Source organism: Micromonospora sp. CNZ297 (assembly GCF_007827625.1).
The window spans coordinates 1-22,690 of sequence record NZ_VISU01000008.1 but is presented as its reverse complement, the minus strand read 5'-3'; the positions used below and the strand labels follow the sequence as shown (position 1 = coordinate 22,690).

At 71.0% G+C, this 22,690-nt stretch carries 21 protein-coding genes, 1 tRNA gene and 1 pseudogene; 17 read left to right on the top strand and 6 right to left on the bottom strand.

The annotated features are described in order from the left end of the window. Window positions 1–56: 56 nt before the first annotated feature. Entirely contained in the window at window positions 57–923 is an 867-nt protein-coding gene (locus FB454_RS16270) for an aldo/keto reductase (protein WP_013475834.1), read from the bottom strand. Between the two features lie 164 nt (window positions 924–1,087). Between FB454_RS16270 and FB454_RS16265 the strand changes: the two genes are divergently transcribed. From FB454_RS16265 to FB454_RS16240, 6 genes are all read left to right on the top strand, one after another. Then, entirely contained in the window at window positions 1,088–1,453 is a 366-nt protein-coding gene (locus FB454_RS16265; RefSeq protein WP_013287532.1) for a YciI family protein, read from the top strand. A gap of 279 nt (window positions 1,454–1,732) precedes the next feature. After that, the gene (gene pyk, locus FB454_RS16260) at window positions 1,733–3,181 is read left to right on the top strand and encodes a pyruvate kinase (protein WP_013287531.1); all 1,449 of its coding nucleotides are present in this window, start codon (window positions 1,733–1,735) and stop codon (window positions 3,179–3,181) included. After that, window positions 3,178–4,056 carry an acyl-CoA thioesterase gene (locus FB454_RS16255; RefSeq protein ID WP_151501499.1) on the top strand — a complete coding sequence of 293 codons (879 nt, stop codon included), beginning with the start codon at window positions 3,178–3,180 and terminating at the stop codon, window positions 4,054–4,056. The genes pyk and FB454_RS16255 overlap by 4 nt, the downstream gene beginning before the upstream one ends. A gap of 71 nt (window positions 4,057–4,127) precedes the next feature. Beyond that, the gene (locus FB454_RS16250) at window positions 4,128–4,598 is read left to right on the top strand and encodes an RrF2 family transcriptional regulator (protein WP_013287529.1); all 471 of its coding nucleotides are present in this window, start codon (window positions 4,128–4,130) and stop codon (window positions 4,596–4,598) included. 131 nt (window positions 4,599–4,729) lie between these two features. After that, window positions 4,730–5,773, top strand: coding sequence for a sulfite exporter TauE/SafE family protein (locus FB454_RS16245; protein WP_145751889.1), 1,044 nt, complete (start codon window positions 4,730–4,732; stop codon window positions 5,771–5,773). Window positions 5,774–6,206: 433 nt separating this feature from the next. Further along, a complete protein-coding gene (locus tag FB454_RS16240; protein ID WP_145751891.1) occupies window positions 6,207–8,489 on the top strand; it encodes a rhamnogalacturonan lyase family protein in 2,283 nt (760 codons plus the stop codon). A gap of 167 nt (window positions 8,490–8,656) precedes the next feature. On the opposite strand, the gene FB454_RS16235 is transcribed toward FB454_RS16240, so the two are convergent. Together FB454_RS16235 and FB454_RS16230 are read right to left on the bottom strand one after the other, a co-directional pair. Beyond that, window positions 8,657–9,652, bottom strand: coding sequence for an LLM class flavin-dependent oxidoreductase (locus FB454_RS16235; protein ID WP_174361724.1), 996 nt, complete (start codon window positions 9,650–9,652; stop codon window positions 8,657–8,659). A gap of 61 nt (window positions 9,653–9,713) precedes the next feature. Then, window positions 9,714–10,193 (bottom strand): Lrp/AsnC family transcriptional regulator, encoded by a 480-nt coding sequence (locus tag FB454_RS16230; protein WP_047894721.1) that lies wholly within the window; start codon window positions 10,191–10,193, stop codon window positions 9,714–9,716. A gap of 83 nt (window positions 10,194–10,276) precedes the next feature. On the opposite strand from FB454_RS16230, the pseudogene FB454_RS16225 reads away from it, so the two are divergent. Further along, window positions 10,277–11,451, top strand: a pseudogene (locus tag FB454_RS16225) (trans-sulfuration enzyme family protein). A gap of 36 nt (window positions 11,452–11,487) precedes the next feature. Here FB454_RS16225 and FB454_RS16220 read toward each other — a convergent pair. Both FB454_RS16220 and FB454_RS16215 read right to left on the bottom strand, forming a co-directional pair. Further along, the gene (locus tag FB454_RS16220; RefSeq protein ID WP_013287523.1) at window positions 11,488–12,237 is read right to left on the bottom strand and encodes a helix-turn-helix domain-containing protein; all 750 of its coding nucleotides are present in this window, start codon (window positions 12,235–12,237) and stop codon (window positions 11,488–11,490) included. Window positions 12,238–12,272: 35 nt separating this feature from the next. Further along, window positions 12,273–12,346 (bottom strand) — tRNA-Leu (locus tag FB454_RS16215). Window positions 12,347–12,450: 104 nt separating this feature from the next. Between FB454_RS16215 and FB454_RS16210 the strand changes: the two genes are divergently transcribed. The 10 genes from FB454_RS16210 to FB454_RS16165 all read left to right on the top strand — a co-directional run bounded on the left by FB454_RS16210 (window position 12,451) and on the right by FB454_RS16165 (window position 22,200). Beyond that, window positions 12,451–13,071, top strand: a complete 621-nt coding sequence (locus tag FB454_RS16210; protein ID WP_030503803.1) for an ANTAR domain-containing response regulator — start codon at window positions 12,451–12,453, stop codon at window positions 13,069–13,071. A gap of 37 nt (window positions 13,072–13,108) precedes the next feature. Then, window positions 13,109–14,326, top strand: coding sequence for a hypothetical protein (locus tag FB454_RS16205; RefSeq protein WP_145751893.1), 1,218 nt, complete (start codon window positions 13,109–13,111; stop codon window positions 14,324–14,326). A 257-nt stretch (window positions 14,327–14,583) separates the two neighbouring features. Further along, the gene (locus FB454_RS16200; protein WP_145751895.1) at window positions 14,584–15,744 is read left to right on the top strand and encodes a branched-chain amino acid ABC transporter substrate-binding protein; all 1,161 of its coding nucleotides are present in this window, start codon (window positions 14,584–14,586) and stop codon (window positions 15,742–15,744) included. A gap of 105 nt (window positions 15,745–15,849) precedes the next feature. Beyond that, entirely contained in the window at window positions 15,850–16,800 is a 951-nt protein-coding gene (locus FB454_RS16195; RefSeq protein WP_145751897.1) for a branched-chain amino acid ABC transporter permease, read from the top strand. Continuing rightward, window positions 16,797–17,936, top strand: coding sequence for a branched-chain amino acid ABC transporter permease (locus FB454_RS16190; RefSeq protein WP_145751899.1), 1,140 nt, complete (start codon window positions 16,797–16,799; stop codon window positions 17,934–17,936). Before FB454_RS16195 ends, FB454_RS16190 begins: the two co-directional genes overlap by 4 nt. After that, complete coding sequence (locus FB454_RS16185) at window positions 17,929–18,774, top strand: ABC transporter ATP-binding protein (RefSeq protein ID WP_013287517.1); 846 nt, start codon at window positions 17,929–17,931, stop codon at window positions 18,772–18,774. Before FB454_RS16190 ends, FB454_RS16185 begins: the two co-directional genes overlap by 8 nt. Beyond that, window positions 18,764–19,474, top strand: coding sequence for an ABC transporter ATP-binding protein (locus FB454_RS16180; protein ID WP_043329572.1), 711 nt, complete (start codon window positions 18,764–18,766; stop codon window positions 19,472–19,474). The genes FB454_RS16185 and FB454_RS16180 overlap by 11 nt, the downstream gene beginning before the upstream one ends. Before the next feature lie 32 nt (window positions 19,475–19,506). Further along, window positions 19,507–20,412, top strand: a complete 906-nt coding sequence (locus tag FB454_RS16175; RefSeq protein WP_145751902.1) for an ABC transporter substrate-binding protein — start codon at window positions 19,507–19,509, stop codon at window positions 20,410–20,412. Between the two features lie 4 nt (window positions 20,413–20,416). Beyond that, a complete protein-coding gene (locus FB454_RS16170) occupies window positions 20,417–21,394 on the top strand; it encodes an amino acid ABC transporter permease (protein ID WP_018785172.1) in 978 nt (325 codons plus the stop codon). Between the two features lie 53 nt (window positions 21,395–21,447). Continuing rightward, the gene (locus FB454_RS16165) at window positions 21,448–22,200 is read left to right on the top strand and encodes an amino acid ABC transporter ATP-binding protein (RefSeq protein ID WP_186461611.1); all 753 of its coding nucleotides are present in this window, start codon (window positions 21,448–21,450) and stop codon (window positions 22,198–22,200) included. Window positions 22,201–22,266: 66 nt separating this feature from the next. Here FB454_RS16165 and FB454_RS16160 read toward each other — a convergent pair whose 3' ends face one another. Then, window positions 22,267–22,563, bottom strand: coding sequence for a hypothetical protein (locus FB454_RS16160; protein WP_145751906.1), 297 nt, complete (start codon window positions 22,561–22,563; stop codon window positions 22,267–22,269). Window positions 22,564–22,690 lie beyond the last annotated feature (127 nt).

The following is a 22,690-nucleotide window of genomic DNA, read 5'->3' as shown; positions in this document are numbered from 1 at the left end:
AGTTGCTCGATCACAGTCCGCGAAAGGGGCGGGTCGGCGGAGGTGCGGCGGCCGGCTCAGGTTGCCTTGGCCAGCGCCTCGAACTCGTCGTCGGTCAGCTCCACCCCGGCCGCCGCCACGTTCTCCTCCAGGTGCGCCACCGACGACGTACCGGGGATCGGCAGCATCACCGGCGACCGGCGCAGCAGCCAGGCCAGCGCGAGCTGCGCCGGGGTGGCGCCGTGCGAGGTCGAGATCGCGTCGAGCGGGCCGCCGGGCCGGGCCAGGTTGCCGGTGGCGATCGGGAACCACGGGATGAACGCCAGGTCGTGGCGCTCGCAGTGCTCCAGCACGTCCTCCGCGCTGCGGTCGGCCAGGTTGTAGAGGTTCTGCACGGACACGATCGGCGCGATCGCCCGGGCCGCCTCGATCTCCTCGACGCTGACCTGGGACAGCCCGATGTGCCGGATCTTGCCCTCCTGGCGCAGCAGCGCCAGCTCGCCGAGCTGGTCGGCCAGTGGCACCTTCGCGTCGATGCGGTGCAGCTGGTAGAGCGGGATGCAGTCCAGGCCCAGGTGGCGCAGGCTCAGCTCGCACTGCTGGCGCAGGTACTCCGGGCGGCCCACCGGCCGCCAGTCGTCCGGGCCGGAGCGGGTCAGCCCGGCCTTCGTCGCGATGACCAGGTCGTCGGCGTACGGGTGCAGCGCCTCGCGGATCAGCAGCTCGCTGACGAACGGCCCGTACGAGTCGGCGGTGTCGATGAACGTGACGCCCAGCTCGTACGCGCGGCGCAGCACCCGCACCGCCTCGGCCGGGTCCTTCGGGTCGCCCCACACGCCGGGGCCGGTGAGCTGCATCGCCCCGTAGCCGAGGCGGTCGACCGGCAGGTCGCCACCGATCCGGTAGCTGCCCGACGCCTTGGCGGGCTGGGTGCTGGTGGCCATTCGCGGTCCTCCTGTGCTCGTACGTACCTCGCGGGGCGGTGCTGCGCCCCGACCCCTGGACATTCCCCGAATCGTGGCGGCGAAGCACCGGCAGTTGCGGCGAGCGGCCCCGGCGCACCGGGCCGCCGTGGGAGGCTGGGCGGGACGGTGGTCAGGAGGTGCGCATGGCCGCGACGCCACGGCTCGACTTCGCGCTGGACACGTACGAGTGCATCGTGCTCTACCCAGGGCCCTCGGGACGGGCCCTGCCGGACGAGACAGTGCAGCGGTTGCAGGCCGAGCACCTCCAGCACATGCGGGCGCTGCAACGGCGCGGCATCGTGCTCGTGGACGGGTCGGTCGACGGCCCGGCCCGGGAACCCGACCCGCCGATCGGTTTCGGCCTGGCCCGGACCGGCTCGGTGGACGACGTCCGCAGCGTCATGGAGGCCGACCCGGCGGTACAGGCCGGGCTCTACCGGGTCGAGGTGCTCACCTTCCTCTGCCCGGCCGGCTCACTGGAGTTCCCGCTGGTCAAGACGGAGAGCTGAGGCTCCGCGCGAGCCCCTCCGACGGCACCGCCCACTGCCGCGTACCCAGTGCCCGCCCACGGCCGGACGGCCGGGCGCGGCGGCCCCACAGTGCCCCCGGCCGGCCCGTGACGGGGAGCGGTACGATTTCTCACCGCGCGGTCGCCGATGCCCGCCACACGACGTTCCGGTGCGGTACGCCTACCGCCCGCCCACGCGGTTGACGCGCGTCGTTGGACAAATGTTCCGCAGTCCGCAAGGGGTCGGCCGGGAGGCCGATCCGGAGGAGAGACTAGCCTGATGGGCGTGACACGCCGCGCGAAGATCGTCTGCACTCTCGGCCCCGCAACCGCCTCCCCGGAGCGTATCCGCGGGCTCGTAGAAGCCGGCATGAACGTGGCGAGGCTCAACTTCAGCCACGGCAGTCACGCCGACCACGAATCGGTCTACCGGTTGGTCCGGGAGGCCGCCGAGGCGTCCGGGCGCCCGGTCGCGGTGCTCGCCGACCTCCAGGGGCCCAAGATCCGTCTCGGCCGGTTCGCCGACGGCCCGCACGAGTGGCGCACCGGCGACTCCGTCGTGATCACCGGCGACGAGGTGGTGGGCACCAAGGAACGGGTCTCCTGCACCTACCGCAAGCTGCCGCAGGAGGTGAAGCCGGGCGACCGGCTGCTGATCGACGACGGCCGGGTCGCGGTCGAGGTCAGCGACGTCACCGGCAACGACATCCGGTGCCTGGTCACCGAGGGCGGCCCGGTCTCCAACAACAAGGGCGTCTCGCTGCCGAACGTCGCGGTGAGCGTCCCGGCCCTGTCCGACAAGGACGCCGAGGACCTGCGCTTCGCCCTCGGCCTCGGCGTCGACCTGGTCGCGCTCTCCTTCGTCCGCTCGCCGGAGGACATCAAGCTCGTCCACTCGATCATGGACGAGGAGGGCGTGCGCCGCCCGGTCCTGGCCAAGGTCGAGAAGCCGGAGGCGGTCGACCACCTGGAGGCGATCGTGCTCTCCTTCGACGGGGTCATGGTCGCCCGCGGCGACCTCGGCGTCGAACTGCCGCTGGACCAGGTGCCGCTGGTGCAGAAGCGTGCCGTGCAGCTGTGCCGGGAGAACGCCAAGCCGGTCATCGTGGCCACCCAGATGCTCGACTCGATGATCGAGAACTCCCGCCCGACCCGCGCCGAGGCCTCCGACGTGGCCAACGCGGTGCTCGACGGCGCGGACGCGGTGATGCTCTCCGGCGAGACGAGCGTCGGCAAGTACCCGGTGCTCACCGTCAGCACCATGGCGAAGATCATCACCACCACCGAGGCCGGCTCGATCGCCGTCCCCCGGTTGCAGCACGACCCGCGTACGCACGGCGGCGCGCTCACAGTCGCCGCCTCGTCGATCGCCCGGGCCATCGGCGCCAAGGCCATGGTCGCGTTCTCGCAGACCGGTGACACCGTCAAGCGGCTGGCCCGGCTGCACTGCGACCTGCCGCTGCTGGCGTTCACGCCGGTGCCGGAGGTGCGCAACCAGCTCGCGCTCTCCTGGGGCGTGGAGACGTTCCTGATGCCGTTCGTCGAGCACACCGACGACATGTTCCGCCAGGTCGACCAGGCGCTGCTCGGCCTCAACCGGGCCAACCCGGGTGACTACGTGGTGATCGTGGCGGGCAGCCCGCCCGGCACCCCCGGCTCCACCAACACGCTGCGCGTGCACCAGCTCGGTTCGCTGGTCGACGCGGCCTCGGCCCGGGCGCTCCAGTGAGTGGTGTGGCCACCGGGCAGGCGGCGGTCGACCAGCTGCTGGAGGTGCTCGACCTCGCCCGTACCGGGGAGATGACCTTCCGGGGGATGAGCCCGCAGGTGGGCCCGCAGCGGGTCTACGGCGGGCAGGTCGCCGGCCAGGCCCTGGTCGCAGCAGGCCGCACCGTCGACGCGGAGCGGGCCGTGCACTCCCTGCACGGCTACTTCGTGCGCCCCGGCGATCCGGCCGAGCCGATCGAGTACCAGGTGGAGAACGTCCGTGACGGCCGCTCCTTCTCGGTGCGTCGCTCGGTGGCGTTGCAGCACGACAAGCCGATCTTCTTCATGTCGGCGTCGTTCCAGCGCCAGGAGGAAGGGCTGGACCACCACGCCCCGCTCCCGCCGGACGTACCCGGCCCGGACGACGTGCCGACCATGACCGACCGGCTCTCCCGCTACCCGGAGCGCCTCGGCATCTGGGGGATGATCCCGCGCCCGATCGACGTGCGCTACGTCGGCGAGCCCGGCTGGGTCCGCCCCGGCGACCGCCCGGCCGAACCGCACCAGCGGGTGTGGATGCGCCTGGACGGCAAGCTGCCGGACGATCCGCTGCTGCACGCGTGCGCCCTCACGTACGCCTCCGACCTGACCCTGCTGGACTCGGTGCTGTCGGTGCACGGCGAGGTGTGGGGCCCGGGCGGTGTGGTCGGCGCGAGCCTTGACCACGCGCTGTGGTTCCACAGGTCGTTCCGCGCCGACGAGTGGTTCCTGTACGACTGCTGGAGCCCGTCCGCATCGGGCGCCCGCGGCCTGGCCACGGGCCGGATGTTCACCACCGACGGCCGGCACATCGCCAGCGCCGTCCAGGAGGGGCTGCTGCGGCGCGTCGGCGGCTGAGAGCCCGATCGGTGATCGTCCGGGTGCGGGTCGGGGGGCCGGCCCGCACCGCAGCGGACTAACCTGGCCGTATGCGTCTCTCCGCCCGGGTCGACTATGCCCTCCGCGCGGCCGCTGAGCTGGCCTCGGTCGCGGTCGGGGGGACCACTGGGCGGAGCCGGCCGGTGACCGCCGAGCAGATCGCCCGCGCGCAGGACATCCCGCCGAAGTTCCTGGAGAGCATTCTGCTGCAACTGCGCCGGGGCGGCATCGTGCACGCCCAGCGTGGCCCCGAGGGCGGCTACTGGCTGGCCCGGCCGGCCGGGGAGATCTCCCTGGCCGAGGTGATCCGCGTCATCGACGGTCCGCTCGCGCACGTACGCGGGCAGCGCCCGGAACAGCTCGGCTACCAGGGTGCGGCCCGCGCGTTGCAGGACGTCTGGATCGCGCTTCGGGCCAGCGAGCGGGAGATCCTCGAGCTGGTCACCATCGCCGACGTGGCCGCCGGCGCGCTGCCCGGCCGGGTCAACGAGCTGGCCGCCGACCCGCGCGCCTGGAGCTGACGCCGGCTTCCGCACACCCCGGCACACCGTCCGGCGTCTCCTACCAACCGGATGGGGACTTGACCCGGGGCGCCTCCGTGCCGCATTGTCGACCAAGTTGATAGGAGATACCGAAAAGTCAGGGGGCGCTCGTGCGCAAGCTGCTGGTCCTCGCCCTCGTCGGGCTCGCCGCGCAACTCGTCGATGGCGCGCTCGGCATGGCGTACGGGCTGACCTCCTCGACGCTTCTCCTGTTCGCCGGTGTGGCACCGGCCGCGGCGTCCGCCTCGGTGCACCTGGCCGAGATCGGCACCACGCTCGCCGCGGGCGTCTCGCACTGGCGATTCGGTAACGTCGACTGGCGGGTGGTCGGCCGCATCGCGCTGCCCGGCGCGATCGGCGCGTTCGCCGGGGCGACATTCCTCAGCTCCATCTCCACCGAGGCCGCGGCACCGTGGATGGCCGCCATCCTGTTCACGCTCGGCGCGTACCTGCTGGTGCGGTTCTCCCGGCCGCTGCGCGCCAACCGCGCGGCCGGCCGGCTGCGCAGCCGCTTCCTCGCCCCGCTCGGCCTGGTCGCCGGCTTCGTCGACGCCACCGGCGGCGGTGGCTGGGGGCCGGTCGCCACCCCGGCGCTGCTCGTCTCCGGCCGGATGGAACCCCGCAAGGTCATCGGCTCGGTGGACACCTCCGAGTTCGTGGTGGCCGGCGCGGCCAGCATCGGCTTCCTCATCGGCCTGGGCTCCGAGGGTTTCCTGCTGCCCACTGTGGCCGCTCTCCTGGTCGGCGGCCTGATCGCCGCGCCGATCGCGGCCTGGCTGGTCCGCATCGTCCCCGCCCAGCTGCTCGGCGCCGTGATCGGCGGCGTGATCGTGCTGACGAACGCCCGCACGCTGCTGAGCGCCGGCGGCGTGGGCGGCTCGGTGCCGGTGGTGGTGTACGTGCTGCTCGGTGTCGCGTGGCTGGTCGCCGTCGGGCTGGCGGTGCGCGCCCTGCGCCGTACCCGCCGGGCACGCGCCACAGTCGAGGCGGCCCTCGCCGACGGCCCTGCTCCGGCAGGAGAGCCTGCCGCGTCGGCGGAGCCGGCGGAGTTCGCCAAGCCGGGTGAGTCCGCCGCGCCGGCGGAGCCCGCGGCGTCGGGGGAGTCCGCCGAGGCCGCGGAGTCGCGGAAGCTCGCCGCCGCCGTCGAAGGCTGAGCCCTCAGGCCTTTCCGGGGCGCGCCCCCCGCACCCGCGAGGGGTGTTCCTCGGCGTGTCGCCCTCCGGAGACACAAGCCCTCCAACCGATATGCCTCTCGGTCATATTTATGACCGAGAGGCATATCGGTTGTCGGCTGTCCCTTCTCGCCGCCCGCCGCGACCCTGCCGTGCCGCCGACCCGCCGTGCCGCCGACCCGCCGTGCCGCCGCGCCGGCCGCCACCGCGACGGGACGGGGTGAAGGGCGCGTGCGACGTGCCCGGTGAGTCCGGTGCTTGTGGGTGTGTCCAGCGGTGACCTAGGCTGACGGAGCGCGGAGCCGAATCATGGACGTCGATGTGTTGACGTCGCTCGTCGCGTCAGGGCACGAATTCGCCGGTCCGGGCAGGCCGGCGCTCGCCCCGTGCCTGACCTCCGCGAAAGGCATTCCCCGTGCACCTCACCACCCCACGCCGCCGGATCGCGCTGCTCGCCGCGGCTTCGGCGGTCACCCTGTCGGCCGGCGCGCTCACCACGATGACCGCCGCGGCGGCTGCCGCCGCCTGCCGGGTCGACTACCGGATCACCAACCAGTGGAGCGGCGGCTTCGGCGCCGACGTGACAGTGACGAACCTCGGCGACCCGGTCAACGGCTGGACCCTCGGCTGGAGCTTCGCCGCCGGCCAGCAGGTCGTCCAGGCGTGGAACGCGACTGTCAGCCAGTCCGGCGCCCAGGTCAGCGCCCGCGACGCCGGCTACAACGCGGCCATCGGCACCGGCGGCACCGCGAACTTCGGCTTCAACGGCTCGTGGAACAACGCGTCGAACCCGGTCCCGGCCGCGTTCACGCTCAACGGCACCGCCTGCACCGGCGCGCCGTCCACCAGCGCGCCACCGTCGACGCCACCACCGAGCACGCCACCGCCCACCACGCCACCGCCGTCCACACCCCCGCCCACCACCCCGCCACCGACCACCCCGCCGGCCGGCGCGAAGCAGATGGAGGACCTCGACCGGAGCCTGATCAGCGTCCGCTCCGGCAGCGGGAACCTGGTCTCCTGGCGGCTGCTGGGCACCGAGACGACGGGGGTCTCGTTCAACCTCTACCGGGGCGGTACCAAGGTCAACGGCAGTCCGATCACCGGCGCCACCACGTACCTGGACAGCGGCGCGGCGGCCGGATCGGCGTACACCGTGCGGGCCGTGGTGAACGGCGCCGAGCAGGCGGCGTCCGCCCCGGCGCTCCAGTTCGCCAACGGTTACCTGGACGTGCCGATCCAGCCGCCGCCCGGCGGCACCACCCCGTCCGGGGAGGGGTACAGCTACGCGGCGAACGACGCGAGCGTCGGTGACCTCGACGGCGACGGCCGCTACGAGTTCGTGCTCAAGTGGGATCCGTCGAACGCCAAGGACAACTCGCAGTCCGGCTACACCGGCAACGTCTACGTCGACGCGTACACGCTCACCGGCACCCGGCTGTGGCGCATCGACCTCGGCCGCAACATCCGCGCCGGCGCCCACTACACCCAGTTCCAGGTGTACGACTACGACGGCGACGGGGACGCCGAGGTGGCCGTGAAGACCGCCGACGGCACCCGCTCCGGCACCGGCCAGGTGATCGGCAACGGCTCGGCCGACCACCGCAACTCCAGCGGCTACGTGCTCGCCGGACCGGAGTACCTGACCATGTTCGACGGCCGCACCGGCGCGGCGCTGTCCACCGTCGACTACGACCCGCCGCGCGGCACCGTCTCGTCCTGGGGCGACTCGTACGGCAACCGGGTCGACCGGTTCCTCGCCGGCACCGCGTACCTGGACGGGCAGCGCCCCTCGCTGATCATGGCGCGCGGCTACTACACCAGGGCCGTCGTCGCGGCCTGGGACTTCCGCGACGGCACGCTGCGCAAGCGCTGGACGTTCGACTCGAACGCCTCCGGCAACGGCGCCGCCGCCGGCCAGGGCAACCACCAGCTCTCCGTGGCCGACGTGGACAACGACGGCCGCCAGGAGATCGTGTACGGCGCCGCCACCATCGACGACAACGGCCGGCTGCTGTACTCCACCGGCAACGGCCACGGCGACGCCCTGCACGTCGGCGACCTCGACCCCTCCCGCGCGGGCCTGGAGGTGTTCAAGGTCGACGAGGACGGCAGCAAGCCCAGCTCCTGGATGGCCGACGCGCGTACCGGGCAGATCATCTGGCAGACCGCGCCGAGCGGCGACAACGGCCGCGGCGTCTCCGGCGACGTCTGGGCGGGCAGCCCGGGTGCCGAGTCCTGGTCGTCGGCTGTCGACGGGCTGCTGAACACCCGGGGCCAGAACGTCGGGCGCAAACCGTCGTCGGCGAACTTCCTGATCTGGTGGGACGGCGACCCGGTCCGGGAGCTGCTCGACGCCACGAAGATCGACAAGTACGGCACCGGCGGCGACACCCGGCTGCTCACCGGCAGCGGCGTCGCCTCGAACAACGGCACCAAGTCCACCCCGGCGCTCTCCGCGGACCTGCTCGGCGACTGGCGCGAGGAGGTCGTCTGGCGCACCTCCGACAGCACCGCGCTACGGATCTACAGCACACCTGTGACCACCGGGCTGCGCCTGCCGACGCTGATGCACGACCCGCAGTACCGGGTGGCGGTGGCCTGGCAGAACACCGCCTACAACCAGCCGCCGCACCCCGGCTACTTCCTGGGCGACGGCATGAGCACCCCGCCCGCGCCGAACATCTACCTGCGCTGAAACGGCAGGCACCGGGTCGCCGGCCGCGGAATCCGCTCCGCCGGCGACCCGGTGCACCACACCGCAGCATTCCCGACCCGTCCCGACCGGGAATGCCGTACCACCACCGGGGACAAAGTTATGCGTCCCACGCGACGGTGCGGTGACGTCGCTATGAAGAGCGTGTTTCAGCCCTCCCGGCGCAGCCCGCCCGCCACCTTCTCGGCGATCAGCTCGAACGAGCGGACCCGGTCCGCCACGTCGTACACCATCGTGGTGAGCATCAGTTCGTCCGCGCCGGTGCGCTCCAGCAACTCACCGAGCTGCCGGGCCACCGTCTCCGGCGAACCGGTCGCCTGGCCGTCGCGGCGCTGGGCGACGAACTCCCGCTCGAACTCCGAGTACGGGTACGCCGCCGCCTCCTCCGGCGTGACGAGCGGCTCCGGCCGCCCCGACCGCAGCTTCAGGAACGACAGCCCGGACGGCCCGGCCAGCCACTCGGCCCGCTCGTCGGTCTCCGCGCAGACCGCGTTGACAGCCACCATCGCGTACGGCCGGTCCAGCCACTGCGACGGCCGGAAGTTCTGCCGGTAGAGCTGCAACGCCGGGATCGTGTTCTGCGAGCTGAAGTGATGCGCGAACGAGAACGGCAGCCCGAGCAGACCGGCCAGCTGCGCGCTGAACCCGCTGGACCCGAGCAGCCACACCTGCGGCGACTGGCCGCGGCCCGGCGTCGCGGTGATCGGGCCCGGCTCGGCGCCGGAGAAGTAGTTCATCAGGTCGGCCAGCTCGCGCGGGAAGTGCTCCGCGGACAGGCCCTCCATGGTGCGGCGCAGCGCCAGCGCGGTCACCTGGTCGGTGCCCGGCGCCCGGCCGATGCCCAGGTCGATCCGGCCCGGGTGCAGCGCCTCCAGCGTGCCGAACTGCTCGGCCACCACCAGCGGCGCGTGGTTGGGCAGCATCACCCCGCCCGAGCCGAGCCGGATCGTGCTGGTGTTCGCCGCCAGGTGCGCGAGCAGCACCGCCGGGGCGGAACTCGCGATGGCGGGCATGTTGTGGTGCTCGGCCACCCAGAACCGGCGGTAGCCCAGCTCCTCGGTGCGGCGGGCCAGCTCCGTGGTGTACCGCAGCGCCTCACCGGCGTTGCCGGTCGCCGCCACCGGGGCAAGATCAAGAACAGACATGGGTACGTCGATCACAGGCAGGTGCAACCCGCGACGTGCCGGAATTGTTCCGCCGGGTGCGCTACCCCATACCGCGGGCCTGCTCGAAGATCAGGCTGGTCTGCGTGTGCTGCACCGCCGGATCGACAGCCAGATGATCCAGGACGAAGTCCCGCAGCGCGTCGCCGGAGGCGGCGCGCACGTGCAGCACGTAGTCCTCCGCGCCCGCCACATGGAACACCGACACCACGCCGGGCAGCCGTACCGACCGGGCGCGGAACGCGTCAACAGCGGCCCGCTCGTGCGCGGTCAGCCGCACCGACACCAGCGCCTGCAACGGCAGGCCCACCGCCGCCGGGTCCACCTCGGCGTGGAACCCGCGGATCGCCCCGCACTCCCGCAGCGCCCGGGTACGCGTCAGGCACGTCGACGGCGCCACCCCGACCCGCTCGGCCAGCGCGTTGTTCGGCAGCCGGCCGTCGGCCGCCAGCTCGGTGAGGATCGCGCGGTCGGTGTCGTCCAGGCCGGCGAACGGCCGTACATCATTCGGTGCGGCAGGCATGCGACCATCTTTCACCGAATCACAGCCGGACGAAAGCGCGATTGCCAGAATCTTGTTCGCTGCTATTGCCTCTAGCCGTCGTCATGTTCGACGCTTCCGGCATGACTTCCGTGGACACCGCAGCCGTACACGCCGGGCGCGCCGACCTCGCCGGGCTCGGCGTCCACGTCCCGCCGATCGACCTGTCCACCACCAACCCGCTGCCCTCGGTGGCCGGCGGCGGTGACGACTACGAGACACTCGCCACCGGCGGCACCCTCCCGGCCGGCGGCAGCGCCGTCTACCAGCGCCTCTGGAACCCCACTGTGGCCCGGTTCGAGACCGCCCTCGCTGAGCTCGAAGGCACCGCCGAGGCCGTCGCGTTCGCCAGCGGCATGGCCGCGCTCACCGCCACCCTGCTCGCCGCCACCCGCGACGGCAAGCGTCACGTCGTCGCCGTCCGCCCCCTCTACGGCGGCACCGACCACGTCCTCGCCACCGGCCTGCTCGGCACCGCTGTCACCTGGGCCACCACCGCCGACGTGGCCGCCGCGATCCGCCCGACACCGCCCTGGTCGTGGTCGAGACGCCTGCCAACCCCAGCCTCGACCTGGTCGACATCGCCGCGCTCGCCGACGCCGCCGGTGACGTCCCGCTGCTCGTCGACAACACCGTCGCCACCCCGGTGCTCCAGCAGCCCGCCCGCCACGGCGCCGCGCTCGTGCTGCACAGCGCCACCAAGAGCATCGGCGGCCACGGCGACGTCCTCGCCGGCGTCGTCGCCTGCGGACCCGAGTGGGCCGCCCGGCTGCGTCAGGTCCGCGCCGTCACCGGCGCCGTCCTGCACCCGCTCGGCGCCTATCTGCTGCACCGCGGCATCCAGACCCTCCCGCTGCGCGTCCGCGCCCAGCAGGCCGGCGCGGAGAAGCTCGCCGCCTGGCTCGCCGGGCACCCCGCCGTCGAGCGCGTCCACCACCCGTCGCTGCACGACCCGGCCGGACTGGTCGGCCGCCAGATGTCCGGCACCGGCAGCCTGCTCGCCTTCGAGGTACGCGGCGGTGCGCCCGCCGCGGCCGAGGTCGCCGGCGCCTGCGAGCTGATCACGCACGCCGTGTCGCTCGGCGGCGTCGACACGCTGATCCAGCACCCGGCCTCGCTCACCCACCGGCCGGTCGAGGGCGACGCCAAGCCGTGCGGCGGGCTGTTGCGGGTCTCGGTCGGCCTGGAGGACCCGGAGGACCTGCGGGCGGATCTCGCGCGGGCGTTGGCGCGGATCTGACGCCCGTCGGCAGGCCGCGTGCGCGGCGTCGCCGGGTCACGACTTCGGGCCGACGTGCCGGTCGAGGGCGGCGACGGCTTCCCGGCGGGCCACCGACAGGGAGTTGCGGCGGTTCATCCGCCAGGCGATGCCGAGCCGGTCGAGGGCCTGCTGGCACAGACCCATGATGTCGCCCGACTCGTTGTGGAACATGTAACGGGGATAGACGTACTCCTTGCCCCGGACGACGACCCGGTTGGCGAAGCGGCAGCCGTCGGAATGGAAGAGGCCGCGGAGGAAGTCGCCCGCGTGGGCCTCGACGATGGGGCGCTGCCAGTCGGCCAGGACGATCGGGCGTTGGTGCTTCTTGCCAGGGCCGTGCTGGGGGAACAGGCACGGCCAGTGCTTGCCGTAGCTCTGCACGCTGACGCACCCCGGATGCCGGACGCGCTGCACCTTCTCCGCCAGCACCGCGCGCATGGCGTCGTCGCACGCCTCGATCAGTCCGGGCCAGCTGTTGCTGCAGGAGATCCGGAGCACCGGCACCCGCGCCCTGGTCACGAGATGCCCGTCGCCAAGGTAGAGCCCGAGAAGATAGGCGTAGGCCGCCGGATCTGTCGGAACGCTGACATCGTCGCGGCAACGGAAACACCGCAGTGCGGTGCCTAGAACCGCGGCGGTCGGGCGGTCTCTGCACCAGTGCCAGACGGTGCGGTAGTTGAGGCCGACGGCGCGGGCCGCCTCCGCGACGGTCGCCCCGGACAGAAAGGCCTGACGTGCTCGGGCGCGGATCTCGGGTGGGTGCACGAGAGCATCTTCGAACGCCCGTACGACAACTTCGGTGTCCCCGGTGGGACTCGAACCCACACTGTCGGAGGTTTGAGCTCCGTTTCTCTGCCGATTGGAATACGGGGACAGGCTCGCGCGACGCTCTCGCGTCGTGCCATAGGTTACCTACTACGCTAGGGGCGGCGACACCCGGCACGGCGGGTGTCGGGCTCGAACCGGTGGGAGTGGCTCGTGGGCGAGATGCAGGCGGACGCCGAGCGCAAGCGCGTTCTGATCGCCGAGGACGAGGCGCTCATCCGGCTGGACCTGGCCGAGATGCTTGTCGAAGAGGGCTACGAGGTGGTCGGCGAGGCCGGTGACGGCGAGACCGCCGTCAAGCTCGCCGAGGAGCTCAAGCCGGATCTGGTCATCCTCGACATCAAGATGCCGATCATGGACGGGCTCGCCGCCGCCGAGCGGATCGCCGGCGCGCGCATCGCCCCGGTGATCATCCTGACCGCGTTCAGCCAGCGTGACCTGGTGGAGCGGGCGCGGGCGGCCGGCGCGATGGCGTACCTGGTCAAGCCGTTCCAGAAGAGCGACCTGGTGCCGGCGGTGGAGATCGCGCTGTCCCGCTACTCCGAGATCGCCGCACTGGAGTCGGAGGTCGCCGGTCTCACCGACCGGCTGGAGATCCGCAAGACCGTCGAGCGCGCCAAGGGTGCGCTGATGACCACGTACGGGATGACCGAGCCGCAGGCGTTCAAGTGGATCCAGCGCACCGCGATGGACCACCGGATGACCATGAAGGAGGTCGCCGAGCGGATCCTCGCGGAGACCACCGGCGGCGAGGTGGAGCAGCCCGCGTCCTGACCTCCCGCGGAGGCGTCCGATCGATAGGATCGGATCCATGCCTTCCCCGCGCGCCCGGCCGGTCCTCGTCGCCGTCGCCGCCGCGCTGCTCCTGGTGGCCTGCCACGCGACGCCGCGACCGCTGCCCGAGCCCGCCCCGGTACGCCCGCAGTGGCAGTCCGTCGATCTGGCCCTTCCCGCCGGCGCCACCGGACGTCCGGTGCTGCGCGACGTCGCGCGGTGCGCCGGCCGGTGGTACGTGGTGGGCGGGCTGGTCGATCCGGCGGGGGAGACCCGCCCGGCTGCCTGGTCCTCATCGGACGGCGTGACCTGGTCGCCGATTCCGGTGCGCGCGCAGACGTTCTACGGCCGCCAGCACGTGCTCTACGCGGTGGCGTGCCGCGACGACGGGATGGCGGCGCTGGGCGCGAAGACCGGTGGCGTGCACGGCAATCCGCGTACCGGAACGTGGGTGTGGCGTCCGGGTGGGCCGTTGCGGGAGATTCCGGCGGCGTTCGAGTTGTTCGGCGGCCCGCGCGCGGTGAGCGCGTCGCGGCTGGCGGCGGGTCCGGCCGGCTGGCTGGTCGCCGGGGCGCGCGCGGACGGTGCGGCGGTGTGGTCGTCGCCGGACGCGGAGGGGTTCGTCCTGCGCGAGGGGGTCGCGGAGCTGGCCGGCGACGGCCGGGGCCGGACGGCGGCGTACGACGTGGCGGCTGTGGGGCCGGGCTGGCTGGTGGTGGGGTCGTTGCTGCCGCCCGGCGGTACGTCCCGGACGCCGCTTTCGTGGTTCTCGGCCGACGGCCGGGTGTGGCGGCGGGTGGCTCTGCCGATGCCGGCGGGTACCTCCGGGGCGGCGGAGCGGGTGGTGCCGGCCGACGGCGGGCCGGTGGCGGTCGGCCCGGTGGGTGACCGCTTCGCCGTGTGGCGCGGGTGCGACGACTGCGGCTCGCCGTCCGCCGGTTCGGCGGGTGCGGCGCAGGGGTGGCGGCGGGTCGGCGGGTTCGGCTCGGCGGGCCCCGGGGTGTCGTCGGTGGACGCGCTCGCGGCGTCCGGTGGGCGGCTCGTCGCGGTGGCCGGGGACGGGGGTCAGCGACGGCTCTGGATGTCGCGTGACGGCGGTGCGTCGTGGCTTCCGGTGATCACGCCGGTGCCGGTGCCGGACGGGGGCGACGCGGCGCTGACGGTGGCCGTCCGCGACGACGGGCTGCTCGTGGTCGCCGACGACGGAAAAACATCCCGTGCCTGGTGGGGGGCGTTGTCCGCCGTCGATCGGTAGCGGGTGGGGAGGGCCTGGCCCGTTACCGAGGAATAGTCGGTGAAAGCCTTTGCCCGCCTTCGCTTCTTACGCCGATGGGCTTGAATCCGCCACGGCGTGTAACGGTTCGGTCAACCCCGCTTTCCAGGTCTTACGCCACCGCTCGCGGTGGGATAACGTCCCGGCCCAGACCGGCGACGACGGTCTTGGTTCGTCCACCCCGCAAGGGCCAATCAGCGGCGGGTGGTTCGGATCATGGACGGAGGAGGGTTCGGGCCTTGAGGCAGAAGCTCGCACGCGTGATCGGCGGGGTCGCCATGCTGGCGCTCGTCGCCGGTGGCACCGCTTGTTCCAGCGGCAGCGACGATGAGGGTTCCGGGGGCAGCGCCTGCGGGAGCAAGATCGCTTTCTTCGGCGCGCTGACCGGTAGCTCGGCCGCGCTGGGCATCAACGAGAAGAACGGCGTCAAGCTGGCCGTCGACAAGTACAACAAGGAGAACCCGGACTGCAAGGTCGAGCTCGCCGAGCTCGACTCGCAGGGCAGCCCGGACCAGGCGCCGGGTCTGGCCCAGAAGGCGATCGACGACACCAAGATCCTGGGTGTCGTGGGTCCGGCCTACTCGGGTGAGTCCGAGGCCGCCGGCCCGCTGTTCAACGAGGCCGGTCTGGTCACCATCACCCCCTCCGCGACCAACCCGACCCTGGCCACCAAGGGCTGGAAGACGTTCTTCCGTGCGGTCGGCAACGACCTGAGCCAGGGCCCCGCCGCCGGCGTCTACATGAAGAACGTGCTCAAGGCCGACCGGGTCTACGTCATCGACGACCAGTCCGCCTACGGTGCCGGCCTGGCCGACGAGGTCAAGAAGGTGCTCGGCCCCGCGGTCGTGGGCAGCGACAAGGTCCAGGGCGAGGGCAAGCAGGTCGAGTTCTCCGGTGTGGTCACCAAGGTCAAGGCCGCCAACGTGAAGGCGGTCTTCTACGGCGGCTACTACCAGGAGGCCGGCCTGATCCGTAAGCAGCTCACCGCTGCCGGCGTCACCGCTCCGCTGGTCGCCGGTGACGGCGTGAACGACGGCGCCTACATCACCTCCGCCGGCCAGGCGGCTGCCGAGGGCACCATCCTCACCTGCCCCTGCCAGCCGTCCACCGAGGCGCGCGGCACCTTCGCCGCCGACTTCAAGGCGCTCAACGGCACCGACCCGGGCACCTACAGCGACACCGCGTTCGACGCGGCGAACATCCTGCTGGCGGGCATCAAGGCCGGCAAGACCAGCCGTGCCGACCTGCTGGAGTTCGTCAAGGGCTACAGCGGCGAGGGCGTGGCGTCCACCTACAAGTTCGTCGAGGGTGGCGAGCTGGACCCGGCGCAGGTCAAGGTCTGGGCGTTCAAGGTGCAGGGCGGCAAGGTCGTCCCGGACCAGGAGATCCCCAAGTCCTGATCGTTCGATCGCTGGGCTGGCGATTGAGTTGTGATCGCGGGTGCGGCCGGGAGCTGGCTCCCGGCCGCATCCTCTTTTTCTCTTGAGCGACGGAGTGTCCCTCCCTTGGACTTCGACGGCTTGTTCTCCAACTTCGGGGAACTCACCACGACCGGCTTGACGCAGGGCGCCATCTACGCCCTGGTCGCGCTCGGCTACACGCTTGTCTACGGCGTGCTCAGGCTTATCAACTTCGCCCACTCCGAGGTCTTCATCGCCGGTGCGTTCGCCGCGATCTGGACCTGGAACGGCTTCGGACTCGACCAGAACTCGCAGGTCAGCGGCGTCGGCTCGATCCTGTTCTACCTGCTGGTGGCGATGATCGTGGCGGCCATCGCCTCGGCGGGCACCGCGACTGTGATCGAACGGGTGGCGTACCGGCCGCTGCGGAAGCGCAACGCGCCGCCGCTGGCGTTCCTCATCACCGCGATCGGCGCCTCGATCGCGATCTCCGAGGCGTTCGGCGTCTACACCCGGCGTCTGCCGGAGGGTGCGCCCCGGCTGGTCAGCTCCGATCCGCTGTTCCACATCGCCGGGGTGCCGATCGACGCGGTGCAGCTGCTCACGGTCGGCTCCGCGCTGGTGATGATGTTCGCGCTGGACCAGTTCATCAACCGCAGCCGTACCGGCCGCGGCATCCGTGCGGTCGCGCAGGACGCCAACACGGCGGCCCTGATGGGCGTCAACAAGGACCGCATCATCCTGATGGTCTTCATCGCCGGTGGCACCATGGCCGGTGTCGCGGGCCTGCTCTACGACGTGCGGATCCAGACGCTCACCTACAGCGTCGGCTTCCTGCTGGGTCTCAAGGCGTTCACCGCGGCGGTGCTCGGTGGTATCGGCAACCTGCGCGGCGCGCTGATCGGCGGCCTGTTGCTCGGCGTCGTGGAGAACTACGCCTCGGGTCTGTTCGGCAGTCAGTGGAAGGACTTCGCCGCGTTCGCGGTGCTCGTCGTGCTGCTGATGTTCCGGCCGACCGGTCTGCTCGGCGAATCACTGGGGAGGGCACGCGCATGACGACCACCATCGACCCGCCGGAGCGGCGGGAGACGGCGGCGGACAAGCTGCGGCAGGGCCGGCACGCGATCTCGGAGCGCTGGCACCACGCGCCGCGCTGGGTGCGCTGGGTGCTGCTGGCCGCGGTCATCGTGTTCTTCTACGCGCTGCCGAACAAGGAGTTCTACCAGTACCTCGGGCCGATCCCGACGCCCGGGGCGAACTTCACCCAGGTGATGTTCACGGTCTCGATCTACGTGCTGCTGGCGGTCGGGCTCAACATCGTGGTGGGCTTCGCCGGTCTGCTCGACCTCGGCTACTTCGGCTTCTTCGCCGTCGGCGCGTACACGGTCGCGGTGCTGACCTCGCCGAGCAGCAACCTCAAGACGCTGTGGCCGTGGCTGCTGGTGGTGCCGATCGCGATCGGCCTGACCATGGTCTCGGGCGTCATGCTGGGTACGCCGACGCTGCGCCTGCGCGGTGACTACCTGGCGCTGGTGACGCTCGGCTTCGCCGAGATGATCCGGATCGCGGCGGTCAGTTCCGAGTTCCTGAGGGGACAGCGGGGCTTCAGCGAGATCCCGCACCCGCCCGGCGAGTACGCCGACGGCCGGCCGTGGTTCGGCGTGCTCGACGCCCGCCCGTACTACTGGCTGGTGCTCACGCTGATCATCCTGGTGGTGATCGGGGTGCGGAACCTGACCCACAGCCGGGTCGGCCGGGCCTGGATCTCGATCCGCGAGGACGAGGACGCGGCCCAGCTGATGGGTGTGCCGACGTTCAAGTTCAAGCTGTGGGCGTTCGCCTCCGGCGCGGCCATCGCCGGCCTGGCCGGTGCGTTGTTCGCCGGTAAGCAGAACTTCGTCAACTCGCAGAACTTCGAGCTGCTCAACTCGATCATCATCCTGGCCGCTGTCATCTTCGGCGGCTCGGGCAACATCGTCGGTGCGATCGTCGGCGGTGGCCTGGTGGCGTACATGATCGAGCGGTTCCGTGGCATCGAGCTGTTCGGCATCGAGCTCTACGAGTACCGGTTCCTCTTCTTCGGCCTGGTGCTCGTGGTGATGATGATCTTCCGGCCGCAGGGCCTGATCCCGAACCGGCGACGAGCGGCGGAGTTCAAGGACCGCCGCAAGGAGGTGATCGTCGGTGAGTGACACCGAGCAGACCCCGGCCGTTCCGGCCCAGGCGGCGGCCCCCGCCGTCGAGACGGTCAACGAGCGGGAGCCGTTGCTGGAGGTCGACCACGTCACGCTGCGCTTCGGCGGTGTGGTGGCCCTCAACGACGTGGACTTCACCCTCTACAAGGGTGAGATCCTCGGTCTCATCGGCCCGAACGGCGCCGGCAAGACCACCTGCTTCAACGCGATGACCGGCATCTACCAGCCCACCGAGGGGCAGATCCGGTTCCTGGGCCAGAAGATCAGTGGCAAGAAGCGCCACCAGATCACCCGCATGGGCATGGCCCGTACGTTCCAGAACATCCGTCTCTTCCCGGAGATGACCGCGCTGGAGAACGTCCAGGTCGGCGCGGACGCGCACCACAAGACCAGCGTGATCTCCGCCCTGCTGCGCCTGCCGCGGCACTGGAAGGAGGAGCGCGAGGGCCGGGAGAAGGCCGAGCGCCTGCTGGAGTTCGTCGGCATCCGCAACCGGATGCACGAGTTCGCCCGCAACCTGTCCTACGGCGAGCAGCGCCGGCTGGAGATCGCCCGCGCGCTGGCCACCGACCCGAAGCTGCTCTGCCTGGACGAGCCGGCCGCCGGCTTCAACCCGGCGGAGAAGGAGGAGCTGCTCCAGCTCATCCGGCAGATCCGGGACCAGGGCGTGACGGTGCTGCTGATCGAGCACGACATGCGCCTGGTGATGGGCGTGACCGACCGGATCGTGGTCCTGGAGTTCGGAAAGAAGATCGCCGAAGGGCTGCCCGCCGAGGTGCGGGACAACCCGAAGGTGGTCGCGGCGTACCTGGGGGTGCCGGACGATGCTGCTTGAGATCGAGGACGTGAGCCTGCTCTACGGGCGGATCCAGGCGCTGCACGGCATCAGCCTGACCGTGGACGAGGGGGAGATCGTCGCGCTGATCGGCGCGAACGGCGCCGGCAAGTCCACCACCATGCGGGCGATCTCCGGCATCCGGCCGGTCGCCTCCGGCACGATCAAGTTCGCCGGTGAGGACATCACCAAGCTCCGGGCCGACCTGCGGGTGCGGCGCGGGCTGTGCCAGGCGCCCGAGGGCCGGGGCATCTTCCCCGGCATGACGGTGCTGGAGAACCTCGACATGGGCGCGTACACCCGGCGCGACAAGGCCGGCATCGCGCAGGACCTGGCCCGGGTGCTGGACCTGTTCCCGCGGCTGGCCGAGCGGCGCAAGCAGGCCGGCGGCACGCTCTCCGGCGGTGAGCAGCAGATGCTCGCGGTCGGCCGGGCGCTGATGAGCCGGCCGAAGCTGCTGCTGCTCGACGAGCCGTCGATGGGTCTCGCGCCGATGCTGATCCAGCAGATCTTCACGATCATCACGGAGATCAACCAGCAGGGCACCACCATCCTGCTGGTGGAGCAGAACGCCCAGCAGGCGCTGGCGCGCGCCCACCGGGCGTACGTGCTGGAGACCGGCCGGATCGTCAAGAGCGGCACCGGCGCGGACCTGCTGCACGACCCCTCGGTCAAAGAGGCCTACCTCGGCGTGGCCTGACCGACCGACCCCTCGCAATAAGGAGTACAGCCATGTTCCACCCCAACCCCGGACGGCGGGCGGCGCTCGGCGTCGCCGGTGCGGCCGTCCTGCTGCTCTCCCTCGCCGCGTGCGGCGAGGAGGAGAGCACCACGCAGCCCGGTGACGGCCCCAGCGTCTCGTCGTCGGTCGACGCCGCGCTGGCCGCGAAGGTCCCGGACGCGATCAAGTCGGACGGCAAGATCGTGGTGGGCACCGACTCCACCTACGCCCCGGCGGAGTTCCTGGACAACGACGGCAAGACCGTGATCGGCTTCGACGTCGAGCTGTTCACCGCCGTGGCAGCCAAGCTGGGCCTCAAGGCGGAGTTCGTCTCGGCGCCGTTCGGCGACATCATCAACGGCGTCAACTCGGGCAAGTACGAGGCGGGCGTCTCGTCGTTCACCATCAACGACGAGCGCAAGGGCCAGGCCAACATGGTCAGCTACTTCCAGGTCGGCACCCAGTGGGTGACCAAGAAGGGCAACCCGGCCGGGATCGCGCTGGACAACGCCTGCGGCAAGAAGATCGCGGTGCAGAAGGACACGGTCCAGGTCGAGGACATCCAGAAGCGCTCCAAGGCGTGCACCGACGCCGGCAAGCCGGCGATCACCATCGACCAGTTCCCGGGTCAGGACGCCGCCACCGCCGCCGTCGTGTCCGGCAAGGACGACGCCATGCTCGCCGACTACCCGGTCGGCGTGTACGCGGTGACGCAGTCCAACGACGCCCTGGAGCTGCTGGACAAGCAGTACGAGGCGGCGCCGTACGGTTATGTACTGGCCAAGGAGCAGACGCAGCTGGCCGAGGCGGTGCGCGACGCGACCAAGGCCGTGATCGCCGACGGCTCCTACAAGCAGGTGCTCGACAAGTGGAAGGTGGGAGACGGCGCGATCACGGACCCCGCGATCAACCCGTGACGACATGACCACCGAGGAAGCGACAACCGCACGGGCACGGCCGGAACCGATCAAGGCCGTGCCCGTGCGGCACCCCGGACGATGGGTCGCGGTGGCGGTGCTCTCCGTCCTGGCGGCGATGTTCGTCCACCTGCTGGTGACCAATGAGGCCTTCAACTGGTCCTTCATGGTCGACAAGATGTTCCGGCCGCCGATCATCGAGGGCCTGCTTCGCGGCACCGTGCTGATGACCGTCAGCGCAATGCTGATCGGCGTCACACTCGGCGTGGTGATTGCGGTGATGCGGCTGTCGGACAACCCGATCCTGCGCGGCGTGGCCTGGCTCTACACCTGGTTCTTCCGGGCGGTGCCCCGGCTGGTGCTGCTGGCCGTCTTCGGCAACATCGGCATCCTGTGGAGCCGGGTCGAGTTCGGGGTGCCGTTCGACACCCAGATCGGCCAGCTGTTCGGCATCGACAACCTGCAACTGCGGCTGTTCGGGTTCTCGTCCCGGGACATCCTCACCGGCTTCATGGCCGGTCTGCTCGGCCTCGCGCTCTCCGAGGCCGCGTACATGGCGGAGATCGTCCGGGCCGGCATCCAGTCGGTCGACCCCGGCCAGACCGAGGCCGCCCAGGCGCTCGGCCTGAGCCGCGCCCAGCTGCTGCGCCGGGTGGTGCTGCCGCAGGCGATGCGGGTGATCATCCCGCCGACCGGCAACGAGACCATCGCCATGCTCAAGGACACGTCCCTGCTGCTCTACGTACCGGTGAGCGTGGAGCTGTTCTTCCAGCTCGACGCCGTCGGCAAACGGACTTTCCAGATCTTCCCGATGTACGTCGCGGCGTGCCTGTGGTACCTGTTCCTGACCAGCATCCTGCTGGTCGGCCAGTACTACCTGGAACGCCACTTCGGCAAGGGCTACGGCGTGAGCGGCCGGGCCCGGCTGAAGCTGCGGGGTATGACGGCCGAGACCGGCGGCGGCGCGGGGGTGGTGAAGTGAGCGAGCTGATCGTGCCCGCGCAGACCACCGCACCGGCGGCCGAGTCCGGGCTGATGGTGCGGGCCGAGCAGGTGCACAAGTCGTTCGGGCCGCTGGAGGTGCTCAAGGGCATCGACCTGGAGGTCCGCTCCGGCGAGGTGTGCTGCCTGCTCGGGCCCTCCGGCTCCGGCAAGTCGACGTTCCTGCGCTGCATCAACCACCTGGAGAAGATCGACGCCGGCCGGATCTGGGTGGACGGCGATCTGATCGGCTACCGGGAGCGCGGCGGCAAGCTGTACGAGATGCGGGACAAGGAGGTGGCCGCGCAGCGCCGCGCCATCGGCATGGTGTTCCAGCGGTTCAACCTGTTCCCGCACATGACGGTGCTGCAGAACGTCACCGAGGCGCCGGTGCTGCTGCGCCAGGCGAAGAAGGCCCATGCCCGCGAGCACGCCGCGCAGCTGCTGGACCGGGTGGGGCTGGGCGACAAGCTCGGCGCGTACCCCGGTCAGCTCTCCGGCGGCCAGCAGCAGCGGGTGGCGATCGCCCGGGCGCTGGCCATGCGGCCGAAGCTGATGCTGTTCGACGAGCCGACCAGCGCGCTCGACCCGGAGCTGGTGGGCGAGGTGCTGGACACGATGAAGGACCTGGCCCGCGACGGCATGACGATGATCGTGGTGACCCACGAGATCGGCTTCGCCCGGGAGGTGGGCGACCACCTGGTGTTCATGGACGGCGGTGTGGTGGTCGAGCAGGGTGACCCGCGCGAGGTGATCTCGGCGCCGCAGCACGAGCGGACCAAGGCGTTCCTGGCCAAGGTTCTGTAGGGAAGTTTGGAGGTGCAGGCAGGCGCTCCCCGCGCCGGTGAAATCCGGAGCACCTGCCCGCACCGATCAGCAGTAGCCGATGATCCAATTATTGTCGAAATAGATGCTCACCCATCCAGCGTAGCCGTTGGCGGGCACGGGTTTGCAATATAGCCAGTGCCCCTGGGTGCGGATCTTCATATTGACGACGCGCGAGCACTGGTTACGTACAATGTACTGATAGATGCCGTCCTGGCTGGTGCCGAAGTCATGGCGGATCCCGCAGGTGCCAGGATCGGCTTTTGCCGGGCTTGCGCCCATTGGAATGGCGATGAGCGATGCCGTCATTGCGGCGGCCGCCATTACAGCCTTGCCGTTCCCCAATTGCCTATTCCCTTCTGGAGTCGTCTCCGATGCCTAGTACTCCAGCCGGGGATGTTGACCTTGGCTGAGCTGGGGCTTGGTGTGGTGTGTGAACGGGTGCAGCCACCGTCGATCATGGGCGGTTGTG